This window comes from Bradyrhizobium sp. LB14.3 (assembly GCF_040547985.1).
Lineage (GTDB): Bacteria > Pseudomonadota > Alphaproteobacteria > Rhizobiales > Xanthobacteraceae > Bradyrhizobium.
Genome location: NZ_JBEPQT010000018.1, coordinates 92,842 through 112,078, shown reverse-complemented (window position 1 = coordinate 112,078; position 19,237 = coordinate 92,842). Strand labels below are relative to the sequence as shown.

Annotated in this window: 20 protein-coding genes and 1 pseudogene; 18 read left to right on the top strand and 3 right to left on the bottom strand. The window is 63.0% G+C overall.

Annotated features, from left to right (window positions below):
- Positions 1 to 14: 14 nt before the first annotated feature.
- Positions 15 to 848, bottom strand: a complete 834-nt coding sequence (locus ABIB00_RS27530; protein ID WP_354106518.1) for an ArsR/SmtB family transcription factor — start codon at positions 846 to 848, stop codon at positions 15 to 17.
- 47 nt (positions 849 to 895) lie between these two features.
- Between ABIB00_RS27530 and ABIB00_RS27525 the strand changes: the two are divergent.
- The 7 genes and pseudogenes from ABIB00_RS27525 to ABIB00_RS27495 form a co-directional block, all read left to right on the top strand.
- Positions 896 to 1,288 (top strand): annotated as a pseudogene (locus ABIB00_RS27525) (RidA family protein); the annotation flags it as partial.
- Between the two features lie 39 nt (positions 1,289 to 1,327).
- Entirely contained in the window at positions 1,328 to 1,672 is a 345-nt protein-coding gene (locus tag ABIB00_RS27520; protein ID WP_247446651.1) for a nuclear transport factor 2 family protein, read from the top strand.
- A gap of 238 nt (positions 1,673 to 1,910) precedes the next feature.
- The gene (locus tag ABIB00_RS27515; RefSeq protein ID WP_247349208.1) at positions 1,911 to 2,237 is read left to right on the top strand and encodes an NIPSNAP family protein; all 327 of its coding nucleotides are present in this window, start codon (positions 1,911 to 1,913) and stop codon (positions 2,235 to 2,237) included.
- Between the two features lie 123 nt (positions 2,238 to 2,360).
- Positions 2,361 to 3,224 carry a 3-deoxy-8-phosphooctulonate synthase gene (gene kdsA / locus ABIB00_RS27510; protein WP_354106517.1) on the top strand — a complete coding sequence of 288 codons (864 nt, stop codon included), beginning with the start codon at positions 2,361 to 2,363 and terminating at the stop codon, positions 3,222 to 3,224.
- A complete protein-coding gene (locus ABIB00_RS27505) occupies positions 3,224 to 4,432 on the top strand; it encodes an MFS transporter (RefSeq protein WP_354106516.1) in 1,209 nt (402 codons plus the stop codon). Before kdsA ends, ABIB00_RS27505 begins: the two co-directional genes overlap by 1 nt.
- Before the next feature lie 219 nt (positions 4,433 to 4,651).
- The gene (locus ABIB00_RS27500) at positions 4,652 to 5,107 is read left to right on the top strand and encodes a hypothetical protein (RefSeq protein WP_354106515.1); all 456 of its coding nucleotides are present in this window, start codon (positions 4,652 to 4,654) and stop codon (positions 5,105 to 5,107) included.
- Positions 5,100 to 6,332: an HlyD family secretion protein gene (locus ABIB00_RS27495; protein ID WP_354106514.1), complete on the top strand. Its 1,233-nt coding sequence runs from the start codon at positions 5,100 to 5,102 to the stop codon at positions 6,330 to 6,332. Before ABIB00_RS27500 ends, ABIB00_RS27495 begins: the two co-directional genes overlap by 8 nt.
- Positions 6,333 to 6,353: 21 nt before the next feature.
- On the opposite strand, the gene queF is transcribed toward ABIB00_RS27495, so the two are convergent.
- Both queF and ABIB00_RS27485 read right to left on the bottom strand, forming a co-directional pair.
- The gene (gene queF, locus ABIB00_RS27490) at positions 6,354 to 6,806 is read right to left on the bottom strand and encodes a preQ(1) synthase (protein ID WP_247349203.1); all 453 of its coding nucleotides are present in this window, start codon (positions 6,804 to 6,806) and stop codon (positions 6,354 to 6,356) included.
- A gap of 51 nt (positions 6,807 to 6,857) precedes the next feature.
- Positions 6,858 to 7,835 carry a Vgb family protein gene (locus ABIB00_RS27485; RefSeq protein ID WP_354106513.1) on the bottom strand — a complete coding sequence of 326 codons (978 nt, stop codon included), beginning with the start codon at positions 7,833 to 7,835 and terminating at the stop codon, positions 6,858 to 6,860.
- 174 nt (positions 7,836 to 8,009) lie between these two features.
- Here ABIB00_RS27485 and eno point away from each other — a divergent pair, with 174 nt between their 5' ends.
- The 11 genes from eno to lpdA all read left to right on the top strand — a co-directional run bounded on the left by eno (position 8,010) and on the right by lpdA (position 19,222).
- On the top strand, positions 8,010 to 9,293 hold the full coding sequence (gene eno / locus ABIB00_RS27480; protein WP_354106512.1) for a phosphopyruvate hydratase: 1,284 nt from the start codon (positions 8,010 to 8,012) through the stop codon (positions 9,291 to 9,293).
- 33 nt (positions 9,294 to 9,326) lie between these two features.
- On the top strand, positions 9,327 to 10,460 hold the full coding sequence (locus ABIB00_RS27475) for a zinc-binding dehydrogenase (protein ID WP_354106511.1): 1,134 nt from the start codon (positions 9,327 to 9,329) through the stop codon (positions 10,458 to 10,460).
- Between the two features lie 120 nt (positions 10,461 to 10,580).
- Positions 10,581 to 11,579: an MBL fold metallo-hydrolase gene (locus ABIB00_RS27470; protein ID WP_354106510.1), complete on the top strand. Its 999-nt coding sequence runs from the start codon at positions 10,581 to 10,583 to the stop codon at positions 11,577 to 11,579.
- Positions 11,580 to 11,755: 176 nt separating this feature from the next.
- The gene (locus ABIB00_RS27465; RefSeq protein ID WP_247446588.1) at positions 11,756 to 12,307 is read left to right on the top strand and encodes an NADPH-dependent FMN reductase; all 552 of its coding nucleotides are present in this window, start codon (positions 11,756 to 11,758) and stop codon (positions 12,305 to 12,307) included.
- Between the two features lie 105 nt (positions 12,308 to 12,412).
- Positions 12,413 to 12,730: an FtsB family cell division protein gene (locus tag ABIB00_RS27460; protein WP_247349469.1), complete on the top strand. Its 318-nt coding sequence runs from the start codon at positions 12,413 to 12,415 to the stop codon at positions 12,728 to 12,730.
- Between the two features lie 316 nt (positions 12,731 to 13,046).
- Positions 13,047 to 14,069 carry a pyruvate dehydrogenase (acetyl-transferring) E1 component subunit alpha gene (pdhA, locus tag ABIB00_RS27455; RefSeq protein ID WP_354106509.1) on the top strand — a complete coding sequence of 341 codons (1,023 nt, stop codon included), beginning with the start codon at positions 13,047 to 13,049 and terminating at the stop codon, positions 14,067 to 14,069.
- Positions 14,070 to 14,098: 29 nt separating this feature from the next.
- Positions 14,099 to 15,490: a pyruvate dehydrogenase complex E1 component subunit beta gene (locus tag ABIB00_RS27450; RefSeq protein ID WP_354106508.1), complete on the top strand. Its 1,392-nt coding sequence runs from the start codon at positions 14,099 to 14,101 to the stop codon at positions 15,488 to 15,490.
- A gap of 3 nt (positions 15,491 to 15,493) precedes the next feature.
- The gene (locus ABIB00_RS27445) at positions 15,494 to 15,796 is read left to right on the top strand and encodes a DUF5076 domain-containing protein (protein ID WP_247349190.1); all 303 of its coding nucleotides are present in this window, start codon (positions 15,494 to 15,496) and stop codon (positions 15,794 to 15,796) included.
- A gap of 2 nt (positions 15,797 to 15,798) precedes the next feature.
- Positions 15,799 to 16,251: a nucleoside deaminase gene (locus ABIB00_RS27440; protein ID WP_247446590.1), complete on the top strand. Its 453-nt coding sequence runs from the start codon at positions 15,799 to 15,801 to the stop codon at positions 16,249 to 16,251.
- Positions 16,252 to 16,313: 62 nt separating this feature from the next.
- Positions 16,314 to 17,660 (top strand): pyruvate dehydrogenase complex dihydrolipoamide acetyltransferase, encoded by a 1,347-nt coding sequence (locus ABIB00_RS27435; protein ID WP_354047966.1) that lies wholly within the window; start codon positions 16,314 to 16,316, stop codon positions 17,658 to 17,660.
- A gap of 140 nt (positions 17,661 to 17,800) precedes the next feature.
- Positions 17,801 to 19,222, top strand: a complete 1,422-nt coding sequence (gene lpdA, locus ABIB00_RS27430; RefSeq protein ID WP_354106507.1) for a dihydrolipoyl dehydrogenase — start codon at positions 17,801 to 17,803, stop codon at positions 19,220 to 19,222.
- Positions 19,223 to 19,237 lie beyond the last annotated feature (15 nt).

Below are 19,237 nucleotides of genomic sequence, written 5' to 3'. Positions count from 1 at the left end.
GCGGAGCAGGGTGCTCACACTCCAACCCTGACGTTCGGCGGGTCGATCTGAAGATCCAACTTATCCAAGCCAAACGTGTCGCGAAGCCCGGTCTGGCCAGCAGTTGTCAATTGCACAGCCCGTGTATCATTCACTCGAATCAGCCAATTCAGCTCCATGCAGCATCGTTGGATCTCGGCTCCGACATGGCCGGCGATGTGATATCGGCGCTCGCTCCAGTCGAGGCACGGCTTGCAAAAGATGCGCTTGTTTTGGCGCTTTCGACTCAGGTCGACGCCAAATTCTGTCAGTATCTTTGCGCCGGCATCGGTGACATCTCCACCATCTTCACCCAGAACGATGCAGCCGCTGGCGACCAAAGAGTCCGCAATCGCAACGCCCAATCGACCCGCCAAATGATCGTAGCAGGTCCGACCGAACCGCAGCGCAGAGTCACGCGCGGATCGAGGTTGATATCGCTGAGGAACCTCGAGAGCAGCCACCAACTTGATGCTCTCAAGCATGCTGGCGACCAGTGGTGAGGAAATACGGTAGTACCGGTAGCTGCGCTTCCTGGTTACCGAGATAAGCCGGGCGTCGACCATCTTGGACAAGTGCTCGCTGGCCGTCGGTCGCGAAATTCGCGCGAGAAACGCCAGCTCACTTCCGGTCAAGGATTGTCCACCCATGAGGGCTGACAACATGGTCGCGCGCGCCGTATCGCCAACGAGCGCTGCAACCTCGACCATATTCGCCGCTGCAACCATAGCCTCCTCTACCATCGTCCGCATCGGATCAACAAGCGACGTGAGTTCGGCATGCACCAAACTCACGACCGGAGACAATGAGCGCGTCGGATGCGACAGCATGGGAAGTGTTGAGTCCACTTGATCGATATGTCTTGCAGGAGGCGGCCGTGAAACGCGAATCCATCAGAGTTGAACCCATTTCCACGTATTTGGAGCGACGGCGGAAGGGACCGATCTGTCCCGTCATTGTTGCCGGTGAGACGGTTTATGTCTCAGGCCTCCCGCCATTTGATCCGGTCACCGGTGAGGTCAAGCGATTGCCGTTCGTGCAGCAAACCGAGATCGTGCTCGACCAAATGAAACTTTGCCTGGAGGTTGCCGGCTCGTCGTTGCAGGAGGTCGTGAAATGCAATGTCTACTGCACGCCTGATAGCTCAAATTTCGATGCGTTCAATGACGTCTACCAACGCTATTTCCCCGTTTCGCCACCTGCGCGCATATTTCTGACGGTGCCCTCCTGGCCGGGTGAATTTGATGTGGAGGTCGATTGTGTTGCGATTAAATGCGACCTGGAAGATCGGTCGGCGTCCGCAAGGGATATGAACGAACTAAAGCATCTCAATGCGGGCTATATGCGCTCGGTTGCCTTGAAGGATGTCGATTGGTTCCGCCAACATCTGAGCGATGACTTCCTCAACAGCAACCCTGACGGATCAGTGGTTGATCGTGCCGGGTTCATTGAACAAATCGCGAAGCCGGCAACCATATCGAATTTGGGATACGAGGACGAGCGGATCCGGATCATGGGTGATATGGCGATTATCCATGCACGGACGACCTATACCAGAGCCGATGGGTCGGCCAGCCTCGGACGATATACCGACAGTTGGGCACGTCGAGGGGGCGTCTGGGTTTGTGTTGCCGCTCACGTCACCCGGGGATGAGCATAGGCCCGGATTTGGCGGCAACCCGAGTTCGTGGTTGTCGTGCTGCCGAAGATCGCCGAATATGAGGATCACCCAGGTTCATCGGCGTGCACTTGCGCAACGCGGCGTCGACCTTCGACTGCCAGAGCCCGGACCTTGCAGTCAATCGCTCGCAGGGGAGGCATGTGTGCCCAGCTACAAGACAGTCTCAGACGCAGCCGCTATAGATCACGGGAAATGTCAGGGAGGATAACAAATGATCTACGAAATGCGCATCTATCGCTGCGTGCCCGGCCGCCTGCCGGCACTGCTCAAGCGGTTCGAGACCGTCACGCTGAAGCTGTGGGAAAAGCACGGCATCAAGCAGGCCGGGTTCTTCACGACGCTGATCGGTGAATCCAACCAGGAGCTGACCTATTTTCTGGCCTGGGACTCGCTTGCCGAGCGCGAGAAGAAGTGGGCCGGCTTCATGACCGATCCGGACTGGATGAAAGCGCGCGCCGAGAGCGAGGCGGACGGCCAGATCGTCGGCAACATCATCAGCCAGATCATGGCGCCGACCGCCTTCTCGGCGGTGAAGTAGCGGCCGCCCGCGAGGGCATCGTGGGGAGCCCGGGCGCAACCCTGATATTCTGGGAGCCCGGGCCGAATGGGGTTGATCCGCCCTTCATCGCGGCTATGGTCGCGCCGAAACGAGGGATTTGCCTTGAGCTCTTCGACGTCAGCGGCGCCGGTCGTCACCATTGGCACGGTCCAATTCGGCAATGATCTGCCGATCTCGATCATTGCCGGGCCGTGCCAGCTCGAAAGCCGGCAGCATGCGCTGGAGGTGGCCTCCGCGCTAAAGGAGATCGCCGCGCGGCTGAAGATCGGCCTCGTCTACAAGACCTCGTTCGACAAGGCCAATCGCACCAGCGCGTCGGCTGCGCGGGGTCTTGGGCTGACGCAGTCGCTGCCGATCTTTGCCGAAATCCGATCGTCGCTCGGCCTGCCGGTCCTGACCGACGTGCATGACGCGGCGCAGTGCGCCGAAGTGGCGCAGGCGGTGGACGTGTTGCAGATTCCCGCCTTCCTGTGCCGGCAGACCGATCTGCTGCTGGCGGCCGCCGCGACCGGCAAGGTCGTCAACGTCAAGAAGGGCCAGTTCCTGGCGCCTTGGGACATGGCCAATGTCGTGTCCAAGATCACGAGCGCGAACAATCCGAACGTGCTCGTCACCGAACGCGGTGCGTCCTTCGGCTACAACACGCTGGTCTCCGATATGCGCGCGTTGCCGATTCTTGCGCGTACCACCGGCGCGCCCGTGATCTTCGATGCGACTCATTCGGTGCAGCAGCCGGGCGGGAAGGGGACGTCCTCCGGAGGCGAGCGCGAATTCGTGCCGGTGCTCGCACGCGCGGCTGTCGCTGTCGGTGTTGCCGGCGTCTTCATCGAGACCCATCCCGACCCTGATAGCGCGCCGTCCGACGGACCTAACATGGTGCCGCTGCGCGAGTTCGAAGAGTTGATCCGCAAGCTGATGGCGTTCGACGCGCTCGCCAAGGAATCTGTCAGAACCGGCCCGCGCTGATGCAGCAAGGCGAGGCGCGGCCGCACGATCACGGCCTGCCGGCCGCGCTCTACGTCATCTCCGGTGCAAGCTTCGCCGCAGCGCTCTCCGCGCGTGCGCTCGACCCGGTGCTGCCGCACGTCGCCGAGGATTTTGGCGTCAGCATCGCGACCGCAGCCGGATTTGCCGCGGTGTTCGCCTTCACTTTCTCGATCATCCAGCCGATCGTCGGCGCCGCCGCCGATCTGTTCGGCAAGACGCGGCTGATGATCGGCTGTCTCGCGCTGCTCGGCCTTGCCAACATCCTGGGCGCGCTCTCGAGCTCGTTCTCGGTTCTTTTCGCGACCCGTATCCTCGCCGGCATCGGCTCCGGCGGCGTGTTTCCGGTGGCGCTCAGCCTAACCAGCGATCTCGTCGGTCCGGAGAAACGCCAGGTCGCGATCAGCCGCACGCTCGCCGGCGTGATGACCGGCAATCTCCTCGGCGCCTCGGCCTCCGGCCTGATCGGCGACTTCCTCGGCTGGCGCGGCGTGCTGGCGGTGCTCGGCGTGCTCGTGATCGTTGCATCGGTCGCGGTCGCCGCCGGTTTTCGCGGCGCCAAGGTCAAGCATCCGCCGAAGACCAGCCTGTCGGCGCTGAAGGCCGGCTATCGCACCATCTTCACCAATCCGAACGCCTATGTCTGCTATTCGGCGGTGTTCATCGAAGGCTGCTGCGTGCTCGGCCTGTTTCCCTACCTCGCTTCGTTCCTGTTCGAACTCGGCCAGACCTCGCTCTCGATCGCGGGCATTGTCATCGCGGGCTTTGCGGTCGGCGGCTTGTTCTACACGCTGACAGTGTCGCGCCTGCTGCCATGGCTGGGCATGAAGGGAATGATGATCGCAGGCATGACGCTGGTGGCCTCGCAGCTCGTTGTCCTTGCCTTCGGCCCACGCTGGGAAGTGCAGGCGCTCAATCTCATCGTCATGGGCTGGGGCTTCTACATCGCCCATGGCTGCCTCCAGATGTTCGCCAGCGAGCTCTCGGTCGAGGCGCGTGCCACCGCGCTGTCGCTGCATTCGTTCTTCTTCTTCATGGGGCAGACGGTCGGGCCGCTCGCCTACGGCCTTGGTCTCCAGCATGGCGGCAAGATGCCGACCCTGTTCGCGAGCGCCGTGATCATGGTGGTGCTGGGTTTCGTCTGTGCCCGGCTGCTCAAGCAGCGCGCGCCATCCGACGCGCCGACCTGACGGAAGTATCGGATGTCCGACTTTCGTAGTTCCGCCACATCAAACTCCAGCTCGAGCATGCGAGCCGTTCACCAAGCAGGCGGCCGCGAGGTCAAGGATTCCGACACCACCGTTGCGCGCCTCGACGCACAATGCCGGCTTTGCGCTTGCCAAGTTCCCGCAATGTGAAAGAATGAAGTCGGGACGACCAGCGCCCAATGCAATTTCAGGGAGAGGCGCGTGAGTGAATTGCTACATCCCGCGGCCCCCCATCACCTGCCTTCCTTCATCACCGCGCCTGGAGAAACCGACGTCCTGATGGTCATCGTCGGCATTGTCCTGATTGGCGCCGTTCTCGCGGTCGGGAATCTCTATTTGCACCTGCATACGATGCCGGAGCGGATGGCTCACAAGTCGCAGAAATTCCAGTTTGAAATCGTGGCCGTGCTGGGGCTGCTGGCGCTGTTCACGCATAACCACCTGTTCTGGGTGATCGGCCTGTTCCTCGCCATGATCGATCTGCCGGACTTCAGCACGCCGCTACGCAAGATTGCCGGGTCGGTCGAGAAGATGGCCGGCGTCGCGCCCGGGCAGGATCCGACCGAGCCGCCAGGTGAAACCGTTGCCGCGCAGCCTTCCGCAGGAAGCAATGCCAAGGCCGAGAGCGCCAAGAGCGAAGTGGCCAGCCATGCTTGAGCTGCTTCTCTGTTCCCTCCTGACGATATTTCCGGACTATCTCTATCGCCGTTATCGGCAGGGAAAGCGCATCGGGTACGAAATCACGCTCTATTCGGTCTGGTTCGAGCTGCGATTTGGCATCATCGCCTGCCTGATGCTTACGGTCTCGCTCATCACGATGATCTTCTATTTTCATCCGTCGACGTCGTCGGCGACGTTGTTCTATCGGACTGTCCCGATCATGACCGAAGTCAACGGCCGGGTTGCCGAGGTTCATGTCGACGTCAGTGCGGACGTCAAGCAAGGCGAGGTGATTTTCAGGCTGGACAGCGCCAAGCAGGAAGCGTCGCTCCTGACGGCCAAGCGCAAGATCGCCGAAATCGACGCCGCCATGCTGGCCGCGCAGGCCGATGTCATGAAGGCGGAAGGCCAGCTTCAGGAGGCAAAGGGTTCGCTGCAGCAGGCTCAGGACGAACTCGATACCAAGACTGAATTGCAGAAGCGCAACCCCGGAATCGTTCCGCAGCGCGACATCGAAAAGCTCGGTGTGGCCGTTGCGGGTCGCCAGGGCACTCTAGACGCGGCGACCGCTTCCAAGCAATCCGCGACAACGCGGCTGAGCGCTCTGCTACCGGCGGAGAAGGCAAGCGCCGAGGCCGCATTGGCCGAAGCGCAGGTCGATCTGGACAAAACCTTCATTCGGGCCGGCGTCGACGGGCGGGTAGAGCAATTTGGACTGAAGCCAGGTGACATCGTTACGCCAAATATGCGCACGGCCGGCGTCCTGATCCCGCAGGGTGCAGGACGGCGTGCTCTCATGGCAGGGTTTGGGCAGATCGAGGCTCAGGTCTTGAAGATCGGAATGGTGGCCGAGGCCACCTGCATTTCCAAGCCGTGGACGATCATCCCGATGGTGATTACCGGTGTGCAGGACTACATCGCGGCCGGCCAGTTCAGGGGCGGTGAACAATTGGTCGAGGCGCAGCAGGTCGTGCGGCCCGGCACCATTCTCGTTTTCATGGAGCCGATCTACAAGGGCGGGCTGGAGGGCGTGACGCCCGGCAGCAGTTGTGTCGCCAACGCCTACACCAGCAATCACGAATTGATCTCGTCGGGGAAACTCGGCTCGTTCAAGAGCTTCGGCTTGCATGTCGTCGATGCAACCGGACTTGTGCACGCCATGCTGTTGCGGATTCAGGCCCTGCTGTTGCCGATCCAGACGCTGGTGCTGAGCGGGCATTGACCCGCCCGCAGCGGCCAAAGATTAGCCCCGCCCGCGATAGGGCGCGACGCCCTGCTCGGGCAGCCACAGGCCCTTCGGCGCGCGGCCGGTCTGCCAGAACACGTCGATCGGGATGCCGCCGCGCGGATACCAGTAGCCGCCGATGCGCAAAAATTTCGGCTTGATCTCGCTCGCGATGCGCTTGCCGATCATCACGGTGCAGTCCTCGTGGAAGGCGCCGTGATTGCGGAAGCTCGCGATGTAGAGCTTCAGCGACTTCGACTCCAGCAGCCATTGGCCGGGGGCGTAGTCGATCATCAGATGTGCGAAATCCGGTTGTCCCGTGACCGGGCAGAGCGAGGTGAATTCCGGCACGGTGAAGCGCACCAGATAATCGGTGCCCGCCTGCGGATTGGGCACGCGGTCGAGCTGAGCTTCTTCCGGCGTGTGCGGCCATTCGACCGCGCGGCCGAGCTGAAGAGATTTCTTCGCCATTGTCGTCACATCCTGTTTCGCGTGCCGGGATGGACGCAAACGCCGCGGCCGTCAACCGGCGGCGATCGTCTGGATCATGATGATCCGGTCGTTGCCGGACTCGCAGCCCCAGACCTCGCCAGGCCTGCCGTCGAGCTGGCGCACATTGGCATTGGCCTTGTCGCTGGCGAATAGGTTGAACTTTTCGGTGGCCGGATCGAAGCGGACGATGGCGTTCGCGGAGAAATCGGTCAGCCAGACCTTGTCCTTGTCGTCGACATAGACCGCGTAGGTGCGGGGACGTTCGCCCGGCAGCTTCCAGGTCTTCCAGGAGGCTCCCGCGGGATCGTGCACCGAGACGTGGCCGCTGTTCCACTCGCTGACCCAGATCCGGCTTTTCGAATCCGACCAGACGCGCCGCGAGCCCTGGCCCGGCGTCGGCGGCTCGACTACAGCGGCATTGCCGGTCGCCAGATCGATCTTGGCGATATAGCTGCCGGCGAGCGAGGCGTACCAGACGTCACCCTTGGGCGTGACGGTGATGCCGTAGGGGCCCACGCCCTTCGGCGCCTTGAACACCGTCATCTCGCCGGATTTTGGCGCGAGCCGGCCGTAATAGCCGGACTGGCCGGTAAACCAGTAGGTGCCGGCCTTGTCGAACACGCCGGTGTTGAGGTTGGCGTAGGCGAACTTTTCGGGCAGGCGGAACAGCGTGACCTTGAGGTCGGAAGGGTCGACGCGGGCGATCGCATTCTGGCCGCCTTCGGTGATCCAGGGCGCGCCGTCGGGGCCGATGGTCACGCCGTGCGGGGCCGCGCCCTGGCCGAGGCTGACTGTCTTATAGCTGCCATCGTTCGGATCGAGCCTGCCGAGCAGGCCCTTTCCCTGGGCCGTAAACCAGACCGTGCCATCAGGGGCGGGAGCGAGGTCGTGCAGACCGATGCCGGGGCTGATGGGGTAGTATTTTGTCCGGAACGGGCCTTCCTGCGCAAAACTTGGGCGGGCCGCGAATAGGGCGGCGCTCGAGGCAAGAAACTGGCGGCGATTCATGGCGTTACCCCGACTGTTTCAGATTGAGGGTTTGCGCGCGGACCAGGTGCCGTCAAGCTTAGTCCCGGACGCTTTACGCGTCAGTCGAAGCACGCCGTCCAAGCGTTCACATTTGCTTGCGCTCCGTGTAAGACCCGCGGCACCGATCAGCCCTAACGAACGGAAGTGCACATCATGACCGCCATCATCGACATCATCGGCCGCGAAATTCTCGATAGCCGGGGCAATCCCACCGTCGAGGTCGACGTCGTGCTGGAAGATGGCGCGCTTGGCCGTGCTGCCGTGCCGTCCGGCGCCTCCACCGGCGCCCATGAGGCGGTGGAACTGCGCGACGGCGACAAGGCCCGCTATCTCGGCAAGGGCGTCACCAAGGCGGTCGGCGCCGTCAACGGTGAGATCTTCGAAGCCCTGAGCGGTCTCGATGTCGAGCAGCAGGCCCAGCTCGACCAGATCATGATCGACCTCGATGGCACGCCGAACAAGAGCCGGTTGGGCGCCAACGCCATCCTCGGCGTCTCGCTCGCCTGCGCCAAGGCGGCCGCGAACTCGCTCGACATGCCGCTCTACCGTTACGTCGGCGGCACCTCGGCGCGCCTCTTGCCGGTGCCGATGATGAACATCATCAATGGCGGCATGCACGCCGACAACCCGATCGACTTCCAGGAGTTCATGATCCTCCCCGTGGGCGCGTCCTCCTTCGCCGAAGGCCTGCGCTACGGCGCCGAAGTCTTCCATACCCTGAAGTCGGAATTGAAGAAGGCCGGCCACAACACCAATGTCGGCGACGAGGGCGGCTTTGCCCCGAACCTGCCGTCGGCGGATGCCGCGCTCGAGTTTGTCATGAACGCGATCGGCAAGGCCGGCTACAAGGCAGGCTCCGACATCGTCATCGGCCTCGACTGCGCTTCGACCGAGTTCTTCAAGGACGGCAAATACGTCTATGAAGGCGAGGGCAAGACCCGCTCGATCTCCGAGCAGGCCAAGTACCTTGCCGACCTCGTCTCGCGCTATCCGATCGTGACCATCGAGGACGGCATGTCGGAAGACGACATGCACGGCTGGAAGGAGCTCACCGACCTCGTCGGCAAGAAGTGCCAGCTCGTCGGCGACGATCTCTTCGTCACCAACGTCAAGCGCCTCGCCGAAGGCATCAAGGCCGGACGTGCCAACTCGATCCTGATCAAGGTCAACCAGATCGGCACGCTGACCGAGACGCTCGCCGCCGTCGAGATGGCACACAAGGCCGGCTACACCTCGGTGATGTCGCACCGTTCCGGCGAGACCGAGGATTCCACCATCGCCGACCTCGCGGTCGCCACCAATTGCGGTCAGATCAAGACCGGCTCCCTTGCGCGTTCAGATCGCACCGCCAAATACAACCAACTCCTGCGCATCGAGCAGCAGCTCGGCAAGCAGGCGCTCTATGGCGGCAAGGCGGCATTGAAGGCGCTGGCATAAGCCAGCGTCTCGACCAAACAGGGGAGGATCGACATGAGCGACGGCAACACCGGCCTGCAACTGCGTTCGCTGATCAAGAAGAGCGGTGAACTCGAGATCTCGCTTCTGGACGTGCCAACCCCCGAACCCGGCCCGGACGAAGTCGTCGTCCGCGTCGAGGCGGCGCCGATCAATCCGTCCGACCTCGGGCTCCTGATCGGGGCAGCCGATATGAGTACGGCGAAGGCTTCTGGCGGCAAGGATGCCCCCGTCATCACCGCGAAGGTGCCGGAAGGCGCGATGCGGGCGATGGAAGGCCGGCTCGACGAGTCCATGCCGGTCGGTAACGAAGGCGCGGGCGTCGTGATCAGGACCGGCTCGTCGGATGCAGCGAAGGCACTGATGGGCAAGACCGTCGCCATGATCGGCGGCGCGATGTACACTCAGTATCGTACGTTGAAAGTGCGCGAGTGCCTGCCGCTGCCCTCAGGCACCACGCCGGCGGAAGGCGCCTCCTGCTTCGTCAATCCGCTCACGGCGCTCGGCATGACCGAGACTATGCGGCGTGAGGGTCACAAGGCGCTGGTGCACACCGCGGCCGCCTCCAATCTCGGCCAGATGCTGAACAAGATCTGCATCAAGGACGGCATCCCGCTGGTCAACATCGTGCGCAGCAAGGAGCAGGCCGATATCCTGCACAGGATCGGCGCCAAATACGTCGTCGATTCCACCGCGCCGAGCTTCCTCGGCGATCTCACCAATGCGCTGGTCGAGACCGGCGCCACCATTGCCTTCGACGCCATCGGCGGCGGCAAGCTCGCCGGCGATATCCTCAACTGCATGGAAATCGCGATCAACAAGACCGCCAAGGAATACAGCCGTTACGGCTCCAACGTGCACAAGCAGGTCTATGTCTACGGTGGGCTCGACATCCGCCCGATCGAACTGCCGCGCGGCTTCGGCATGGCCTGGGGCGTCGGCGGCTGGCTGCTGTTTCCGTTCCTGATGAAGATCGGGCAGGCGGACGGGGCCAAGCTGCGCCAGCGCGTGGTCGACGAACTGAAGACCACGTTTGCCAGCCACTACACCAAGGTGGTGTCGCTTCAGGAGGCGCTCGATCCCGCCAATATCGCGGTCTATGCCAAACGCGCCACCGGCGAAAAATTCCTCATCAACCCAAATAAATAATCGCGACGTGCGACGGCACGTCACCGAAAGAAGGTCTTGCCTTCTGAGCGAAGCGGGAGATTATTCCGCCGCCATTGAAAGCGGAAAAACCGCAAGGCGCGCTCAGAAGGGGACCTCTCCATGACCGATCTCAATCGCCGCCATTTGCTCGCAGGCGCCGCCGCCCTCAGTGCGGCTGCCGTGACCAGGCTTGGACCGACCGCCGCCAATGCCGCAGTGCCGCAAGCCGGGACGCAGGCGCCGGGCTTCTATCGCTACAAGGTCGGCAGCTACGAGTGCACCTCGATCAATGACGGCGCGCGCACGTTCCCGATGCCGGACAAGTTCGTCGTCAACGCGCCGAAGGAGGAAGCGCTGGCCGCGGGCGAGGCTGCCTACATGCCGAAGGGCATGGTCACGGTGCCGTTCAATCCGCAGCTCATCAACACCGGCTCCAAGCTCGTGCTGATCGATACCGGCAACGGCGTTGCCAATCTCGAGCCGAGCAAGGGCGCGGTCGGTCGCACGCTGCAGAACCTCCAGGCCGCCGGCGTCGACCCCAAGAGCATCGACGTCGTGCTGCTCTCGCATCTGCATCCGGATCATACCAACGGCATTCGTCTCGCCGACGGCGCGCTCGCTTTCCCGAATGCGGAGATCATGGTGCCAGGCAAGGATTGGGAGTTCTGGACCAGCGAGGACAACGCCGCCAAGGCCGAGTCCAATCCGATGATGAAGAACTACTTCGCCAACGTGAAGAAGACGTTTGCCGGCCTCGAATCCAAGGTGACGAAGTACGATTGGGGCAAGGAGGTCGCGCCCGGCATCACCTCGATCGCGACGCCCGGCCACACGCCGGGTCACACCTCGTTCGCGGTGGCGTCCGGCGATGCCAAGGTGCTTATCCAGTCGGATGTCACCAACATTCCGGAATTCTTCGTTCGCAATCCGGACTGGCATGTCGCGTTCGACACGGATGGCCCGCTGGCACAAGCAACCCGCCACAAATTCTACGACATGGCGGCGGCCGAGAAGGCGACCGTGATCGGCTTCCACTTCACCTTCCCCTCGGTAGGTCATGTCGAGAAGGATGGCGCCAAATATCGCCTGATCCCGTCGGCGTGGAACCCGACGATCTGAGCCGGGTTGCAGATTTGTACGAAAGATCAGGCCGCCACTTGGCGGCCTGATTGTTTTGGGCGGCTGTTTCAGAAACTCAGCGTTTCCAAATCGATCTGGTCCATGCACTTGCATCCATCGCGCGAGATGGCTTAAGTGCCGCCCCGGCACTCCCGCTCAAGCTCTGAGGACATTCCATGGCCTACAATATCGTCACGATCGCCGGCAGCCTGCGCAAGGACAGCTTTTCGCTGAAGATCGCCAATGCGCTTGCCAAGCTGGCGCCGGCCTCCCTCAAGCTCGAGGTCATCACGCCGGCTGGCGTCTCGTTCTTCAATCAGGACCTCGAGGGCGCGCCGCCGGCCGACTGGTTGTCTTTCCGCGAAAAGATCCAGAAGTCGGACGGCGTTATCTTCGTCACGCCGGAATACAATCGCGCGATCCCGGGCGTGCTGAAGAACGCGATCGACGTCGCCTCGCGGCCCTATGGCAAGAGCTCGTTCAACGGCAAACCGGTCGGCATCATCTCGAATTCGCCAGGCCCGCTCGGCGGCGTCAGCGCCGCCAAGACGCTCCAGAACATCCTGCCGGGTATTTCCGGCCCGATCATGCAGCAACCGGAAGCCTATTTGAACGCGGTCGGCGACGCCTTCGATGCCGACGGCAATTTGACCAAGGACTCCCTGAAGCCCGTGCTCCAGGCCTATATCGACGCGTTTGCGGTACACGTGGCGAAGCATCACGGCTGAGGCCGCTCGATCCTTGGCATGCCCGGACAGGCCCGGGCATGCCAATTGGCGGTGGGAGTGGCGGCAATTAGCACGCCCTTAACCAACCTGACCCATCTTCCTAGGATGGTCTCCCGCGCGCGCCTGAAATCGATCCTGACCGGTCTCGCCCTCTATGCGATGGCGGCCGCAATCGTCGGCTATTTCGGCGTCAACGCCTATACCGGCAAATACGGCCTCAACGCCCGCCAGGAGCTCGACCAGGAGATCGTCGCGCTGACCAGCGAGCTGGCGCAGCTCAAGCGCGAGCGCGCCAGGAGCGAGCAGCGCGTTTCGCTGCTGCGCTCTGCGAAAATCGATCCCGACATGCTGGACGAGCGGGCGCGCTTCCAGCTCGACTACGTCAATCCGCGCGATCTCGTCAGGATGATTCCGGCGAACTAACGCGCGTCGGCGCTGGCGACGCGCCTTCGCGAGCACGCAGCCTGTCACTGATTCCATCGATCCGGCGCGATCGGGACAAGCGCGAAGCGCGTTGCCGTCGTGCGGATGACGTCAGCATGTCTGCTATCTGGTACTCCACACACCATAGCGTGAGTGACCGGAGCTAATGTTGCCCGATCAGCGCCAAACATTGTGGAATATTTCGACCACGTTGCGGTGCGGCATAACGAAACTTGCGCCGCATCGCCGCGGTGCTTTCCAAGGGCGTTTGAGTTGGGTTAGAGAGGGCTGAAGTTTTCTCTGACCCGGAATTCCCATGGCCGCACCCAAGAAAGCCGCCGCAAGCACTGCACAGGACAAGACCGACGGCGGTTCGCCTCCGGAATTCAGCAGGGAGCAGGAGCTCAAGGCGCTCCGCGACATGCTCCTGATCCGGCGGTTCGAGGAAAAGGCCGGCCAGCTCTATGGCATGGGCGCGATCGGCGGCTTCTGCCATCTCTATATCGGCCAGGAGGCTGTGGTGGTCGGAATGCAGATGGCCCTGAAGCAGGGCGATCAGGTCATCACCGGCTATCGCGATCACGGCCACATGCTCGCCACCGGCATGGAGGCCAACGGCGTCATGGCCGAACTCACGGGCCGCCGCGGCGGCTATTCCAAGGGCAAGGGCGGCTCCATGCACATGTTCAGCAAGGAGAAGCACTTTTACGGCGGTCACGGCATCGTCGGCGCCCAGGTCTCGCTCGGCACCGGGCTTGCTTTCGCCAACAGCTATTGCAGCAACGGCAATGTCAGCGTCGCCTATTTCGGCGATGGCGCGGCCAATCAGGGCCAGGTCTATGAGAGCTTCAACATGGCGGAGCTGTGGAAGCTGCCGGTGATCTATGTCATCGAGAACAACCGCTACGCCATGGGCACTTCGGTCTCGCGTGCCTCGGCGCAGCAGGATTTCTCCAAGCGCGGCGCTTCCTTCAACATTCCCGGCCAGCAGGTCGACGGCATGGACGTCCGTGCCGTCAAGGCCGCCGGCGACGAGGCGGCGGCCTGGTGCCGCGCCGGCAAGGGCCCCTTCATCCTGGAGATGCAGACCTACCGCTATCGCGGCCACTCGATGTCCGACCCTGCAAAATACCGCACGCGCGAGGAGGTCGAAAAAGTCCGCCACGACCAGGATCCGATCGAGCAGGTGCGCAACCGCCTGTTGGCCGCCAAGGTCAGCGAGCAGGATTTGAAGGCGATCGACGCCGAGGTGCGCGACATCGTCAACGCGTCCGCCGATTTCGCCCAGCATGATCCCGAGCCGGATGCCGCCGAGCTCTGGACCGACATTTACCGCTGAACGCGCGCAAGCTTTCTTTTGGAGCCGATATGCCAATTCAAGTGCTGATGCCCGCGTTGTCGCCCACGATGGAAAAGGGCAACCTTTCCAAATGGCTGAAAAAAGAGGGTGAGACGATCAAGTCCGGCGATGTCATCGCCGAGATCGAGACCGACAAAGCGACCATGGAGGTCGAGGCGACCGACGAGGGTACGCTTGGGAAGATCCTGATACCCGAGGGAACCGCCGACGTTGCCGTGAACACGCCGATCGCGATGATTCTGGCCGATGGCGAGAGTGCCGCCGATCTCGCCAAGGCGCCCGCGCCGACCCAGCAGCAGAAGGCCGCTGAGTCTGCGCCGCCTGCCGGCGCAAAGGCCGAGGCACCCGCGCCCAAGGCTGCGCCGTCCGCGCCGCAGGCCGTCGCCGAGCCAGATCCCGAAGTGCCCGCCGGTACCGAGATGGTGACGCAGACCATCCGCGAAGCGTTGCGCGACGCCATGGCCGAAGAGATGCGCCGCGACCCCGACGTTTTCGTGATGGGCGAAGAGGTCGCCGAATATCAGGGCGCCTACAAGGTCACCCAGGGCCTGTTGCAGGAATTCGGCGCCAAGCGCGTCATCGACACGCCGATCACCGAGCACGGTTTTGCAGGCGTTGGTGTCGGTGCCGCGATGACCGGCCTGAAGCCGATCGTCGAGTTCATGACCTTCAACTTCGCCATGCAGGCGATGGACCAGATCATCAACTCCGCGGCCAAGACGCTCTACATGTCCGGCGGCCAGATGGGCTGCTCGATCGTGTTCCGCGGGCCCAACGGCGCGGCCGCGCGCGTCGCCGCCCAGCACAGCCAGGATTATGCGTCCTGGTATTCCAATGTCCCGGGCCTCAAGGTCGTCGCGCCGTTCTCGGCCGCTGATTACAAGGGCCTGCTCAAGGCTGCGATCCGCGATCCCAACCCGGTAATCTTTCTCGAGAACGAGATGCTCTACGGGCACACTGGCGAAGTGCCGAAGCTCGACGACTTCGTGATCCCGATCGGCAAGGCGCGCATCGTGCGCTCGGGCAGCCACGTCACGATCATCTCGTGGTCGAACGGCATGAGCTACGCGCTGAAGGCCGCCGACGAACTCGCCAAGGACGGCATCGAGGCCGAGGTGATCGACCTGCGCACGCTGCGTCCGATGGACACCGAGACCATCATCAATTCCGTCAAGAAGACCGGCCGCGCCGTCACAGTGGAAGAGGGCTGGGCCCAGAGCGGCGTCGGCGCCGAAATCGCCGCGCGCATCATGGAGAACGCCTTCGACTATCTGGATGCGCCGGTTGCCCGCATCACCGGCAAGGACGTGCCGATGCCCTATGCCGCGAACCTGGAGAAGCTCGCGCTGCCCTCGGCAGCCGAAGTGGTCGAGGCCGCCAAAGCCGTCTGCTACAGGTAGGCCATGGCGGGTCCGAAGGAGCAGCCATTGCCACCCGACGTCCTCGACCGCGACGACGCGGTCGAGATTCTGCGCGTGTTCGTGCTGGACGGCGGGTTGTCGATGGCGTTCCAGCGGGCCTTCGACGAGCCCGACATGTGGGGCCTGCTGCTCGTCGATCTCGCCCGTCACGCCGCGCGCGCCTATGCGCGCGAGAGCGAATACACCGAGGAGGATGCGCTGACCCGGATCATCGAGATGTTCCAGGCCGAGATCGAGCGTCCCACCGACACCGGCACCACGACGCCGCGCGGGAAGGGACACTGACCGTGGCGATCGAATCCTATCATTTCGATTTCATGCTGGAGGCGATCCGCGAGGCGGAAGCCTCGATCGCGCAAGGCGGCCTGCCGATCGGCGCCGTGCTGACCCGCGACAACAAGGTCATCGCACGCGGCCATAACAACCGCGTGCAGGAAAAGAACGTCATCCTGCACGGCGAGATGAGCTGCCTGCGCCAAGCCGGCGTGATCTCGTTCCACGACACCGTCATGTACACCACGCTGTCGCCGTGCTCGATGTGCGCGGGCGCGCTCGCTCTGTTCAAGGTCCAACTGGTGGTCATCGGGGAATCCGTCACCTTCCCGGGCTCCAAGGACATACTCGACAAGTTCGGCATCCCCTGGATTGATCTTGCGGACGACCGCTCCATCACCATGATGAAGAATTGGCGTTCCAATCCTGCCAATGAGCGCCTGTGGCAGGGCGACATCGGCAACTAAACCTGGTCTGTTCGTCCTCGCTTCCGGGGACGGCATTTTGAGAAGTTCTTCGTGAGGTCAGCATGCCCATCAACATCCTGATGCCCGCTCTTTCGCCAACGATGGAGAAGGGCAACCTCGCCAAATGGCTGAAGAAGGAAGGCGACAAGGTCAAATCCGGCGACGTCATTGCCGAGATCGAGACCGACAAGGCGACCATGGAGGTCGAGGCCATCGACGAGGGCACGATCGCCAAGATCCTGGTGCCCGAGGGCACGCAGGATGTCCCCGTCAATGACGTGATCGCGGTGCTGGCCGGCGAGGGCGAGGACGTGAAGGCGGCAGGTGCCGCCAAGCCCGGCGCGTCGGCCGCAGCTGCCGAAGCACCGGCGCCAACGCCTGCCGCGCCCAAGTCTGCGCCGCCCAAGGCTGCGCCGCCGCCCGCCGCTACTCCCGCGGCGAAAGCTGCCGCCGCACCGGCTGCGCAGGGCAACGGCCATGGCGGCCGCGTGTTCTCCTCGCCGCTGGCGCGTCGACTCGCCAAGGACGCCGGCGTCGATGTTGCGATGGTGACCGGCACCGGCCCGCACGGTCGCGTTGTCGCGCGCGACGTCGAGCTGGCCAAGTCCGGCAAGGGCCTCAAGGCACAAGCGGCGGCGTCGTCAGGTGCGCCCTCGATCGCGCCGACCATGTCGGACAAGCAGATCCTGTCGCTGTTCGAGCCGGGCTCCTACGAGGTCGTCCCGCATGACGGCATGCGCCGCACGATCGCCCAGCGCCTGACCGCGTCGATCCAGAACGTCCCGCACTTCTACCTCACCATCGATTGCGACATCGGCAAGCTGCTCGCCGCACGCGAGCAGATCAACGCCGCCGCGCCGAAGGACAAGGAGAAGAAGCCGCTCTACAAGATCTCGGTCAACGACTTCGTCATCAAGGCGATGGCGGTCGCGCTTCAGAAAATCCCGAACTGCAATGTGAGCTGGACCGAATCCGGCATGGTCAAGCACCACCATTCCGACGTCGGCGTTGCGGTGGCGATGCCCGGCGGCCTGATCACGCCGATCATCCGCAAGGCCGAGACCAAGACGCTCTCGACCATCTCGAACGAGATGAAGGATTTTGCGACACGCGCCCGCTCGCGCAAGCTGAAGCCCGAGGAGTATCAGGGCGGCACCACGGCCGTTTCCAACCTCGGCATGTTCGGCATCAGCCACTTCACCGCCGTGATCAATCCGCCGCATGCGACCATCCTCGCGGTCGGCACCAGCGAGGAGCGGCCTGTGGTGCGCGGCGGCAAGATCGAGATCGCGAACATGATGAGCGTGACCTTGTCCTGCGATCACCGCGCCATCGACGGGGCTCTCGGCGCCGAGCTGATCGGTGCCTTCAAACAACTGATCGAAAATCCCGTCATGATGATGGTGTGACGAGAAAATTCGCGTCGTCATTGCGAGCGAAGCGAAGCAATCCAGGACGTGACCGGCAGACTGGATTGCTTCGTCGCACGAGCTCCTCGCAATGACGGTCTCGAACATTGAGGCCGGTTGAACGGGAACGAACGCAAAGCATGGCCGATACATCCTTCGACATCATCATCATCGGCTCCGGTCCCGGCGGCTATGTCACCGCGATCCGCGCCGCCCAGCTCGGCTTCAAGGTCGCGATCGTCGAAAAATCCTATCTCGGCGGCATCTGCCTGAATTGGGGCTGCATCCCGACCAAGGCGCTGCTGCGCTCGGCCGAGATCTACCACTACATGCAGCACGCCGGGGATTACGGCCTGTCGGCGGAGAAAGTGTCGTTCGACCCGAAGGCGGTGGTGCAGCGCTCGCGCGGCGTCTCGAAGCGGCTCAACGATGGCGTCGGCTTTCTGATGAAGAAGAACAAGGTGAGCGTGATCTGGGGCGCGGCTTCGATCGACGCGCCAGGCAAGGTCACCGTGAAGAAGTCCGACGTCGAGGGTCCCAAGGGCACGCTGGGCGAGGGGGCTTATCAGGCAAAACACATCATCGTCGCGACCGGCGCGCGGCCGCGCGTGCTGCCGGGGCTCGAACCCGACAAGAAGCTGATCTGGACCTATTTCGAGGCGATGGTGCCCGAGCGGATGCCGAAGTCGCTGCTGGTGGTCGGCTCCGGTGCGATCGGAATCGAGTTCGCCTCGTTCTTCCACACCATGGGCTCCGAGGTCACCGTGGTCGAGGTGCTGCCGCAGATCCTGCCGGTCGAGGACGCCGAGATCGCCGGCGTTGCCCGCAAGCGTTTCGAGAAGCAGGGCATCAAGATCATGTCCTCGACCAAGGTCACGAAGCTGGAGAAGAAGGCCGACAGCGTCGTCGCCACCATCGACGACGGCAACGGCAAGCCGGTCACGACCGAGTTCGAGCGGGTGATCTCGGCGGTCGGCGTCGTCGGCAACATCGAGAATCTCGGTCTGGAAAAGCTCGGCGTCAAAACCGATCGCGGCGTCATCGTGATCGACGGTTACGGCAAGACCAACGTCCCTGGCATCTATGCCATCGGCGACGTCGCGGGTCCCCCGATGCTCGCGCACAAGGCCGAGCATGAAGGCGTGATCTGCGTCGAGGCGATCAAGGGCCTGCACCCGCATGCCATGGACAAGAACCTGATCCCGGGCTGCACCTATTGCCAGCCGCAAGTGGCCTCCGTCGGCCTCACCGAAGCCAAGGCCAAGGAGGGTGGCCGCGAGATCCGCGTCGGCCGCTTCCCCTTCGTTGGTAACGGCAAGGCGATCGCGCTCGGCGAGGACCAGGGCCTGGTCAAGGTGATCTTCGACAAGAAGACCGGCCAGCTCCTCGGCGCCCATATGGTCGGTGCCGAGGTCACCGAGCTGATTCAGGGCTACGTCGTCGCTATGAATCTGGAGACCACGGAAGAAGAGCTGATGCACACGGTATTCCCGCATCCGACGCTGTCGGAGATGATGAAGGAAGCCGTGCTGGATGCCTATGGCAGGGTGTTGAATATCTGACTGCCGCCAAAGAGA

What these genes read in the sequence shown, in the direction of transcription:
- ABIB00_RS27450 (WP_354106508.1), top strand. Translation starts at nt 14,099, where the DNA reads ATGCCAATTCAAGTGCTGATGCCCGCGTTGTCGCCCACGATGGAAAAG.
- eno (WP_354106512.1), top strand. Translation starts at nt 8,010, where the DNA reads ATGACCGCCATCATCGACATCATCGGCCGCGAAATTCTCGATAGCCGG.
- ABIB00_RS27495 (WP_354106514.1), top strand. Translation starts at nt 5,100, where the DNA reads ATGCTTGAGCTGCTTCTCTGTTCCCTCCTGACGATATTTCCGGACTAT.
- ABIB00_RS27485 (WP_354106513.1), bottom strand. Translation starts at nt 7,835, where the DNA reads ATGAATCGCCGCCAGTTTCTTGCCTCGAGCGCCGCCCTATTCGCGGCC.
- ABIB00_RS27465 (WP_247446588.1), top strand. Translation starts at nt 11,756, where the DNA reads ATGGCCTACAATATCGTCACGATCGCCGGCAGCCTGCGCAAGGACAGC.
- ABIB00_RS27435 (WP_354047966.1), top strand. Translation starts at nt 16,314, where the DNA reads ATGCCCATCAACATCCTGATGCCCGCTCTTTCGCCAACGATGGAGAAG.
- queF (WP_247349203.1), bottom strand. Translation starts at nt 6,806, where the DNA reads ATGGCGAAGAAATCTCTTCAGCTCGGCCGCGCGGTCGAATGGCCGCAC.
- ABIB00_RS27520 (WP_247446651.1), top strand. Translation starts at nt 1,328, where the DNA reads ATGAACGAACTAAAGCATCTCAATGCGGGCTATATGCGCTCGGTTGCC.
- ABIB00_RS27470 (WP_354106510.1), top strand. Translation starts at nt 10,581, where the DNA reads ATGACCGATCTCAATCGCCGCCATTTGCTCGCAGGCGCCGCCGCCCTC.
- ABIB00_RS27515 (WP_247349208.1), top strand. Translation starts at nt 1,911, where the DNA reads ATGATCTACGAAATGCGCATCTATCGCTGCGTGCCCGGCCGCCTGCCG.
- ABIB00_RS27505 (WP_354106516.1), top strand. Translation starts at nt 3,224, where the DNA reads ATGCAGCAAGGCGAGGCGCGGCCGCACGATCACGGCCTGCCGGCCGCG.
- lpdA (WP_354106507.1), top strand. Translation starts at nt 17,801, where the DNA reads ATGGCCGATACATCCTTCGACATCATCATCATCGGCTCCGGTCCCGGC.
- ABIB00_RS27445 (WP_247349190.1), top strand. Translation starts at nt 15,494, where the DNA reads ATGGCGGGTCCGAAGGAGCAGCCATTGCCACCCGACGTCCTCGACCGC.
- pdhA (WP_354106509.1), top strand. Translation starts at nt 13,047, where the DNA reads ATGGCCGCACCCAAGAAAGCCGCCGCAAGCACTGCACAGGACAAGACC.
- ABIB00_RS27475 (WP_354106511.1), top strand. Translation starts at nt 9,327, where the DNA reads ATGAGCGACGGCAACACCGGCCTGCAACTGCGTTCGCTGATCAAGAAG.
- ABIB00_RS27530 (WP_354106518.1), bottom strand. Translation starts at nt 848, where the DNA reads ATGCTGTCGCATCCGACGCGCTCATTGTCTCCGGTCGTGAGTTTGGTG.
- ABIB00_RS27460 (WP_247349469.1), top strand. Translation starts at nt 12,413, where the DNA reads ATGGTCTCCCGCGCGCGCCTGAAATCGATCCTGACCGGTCTCGCCCTC.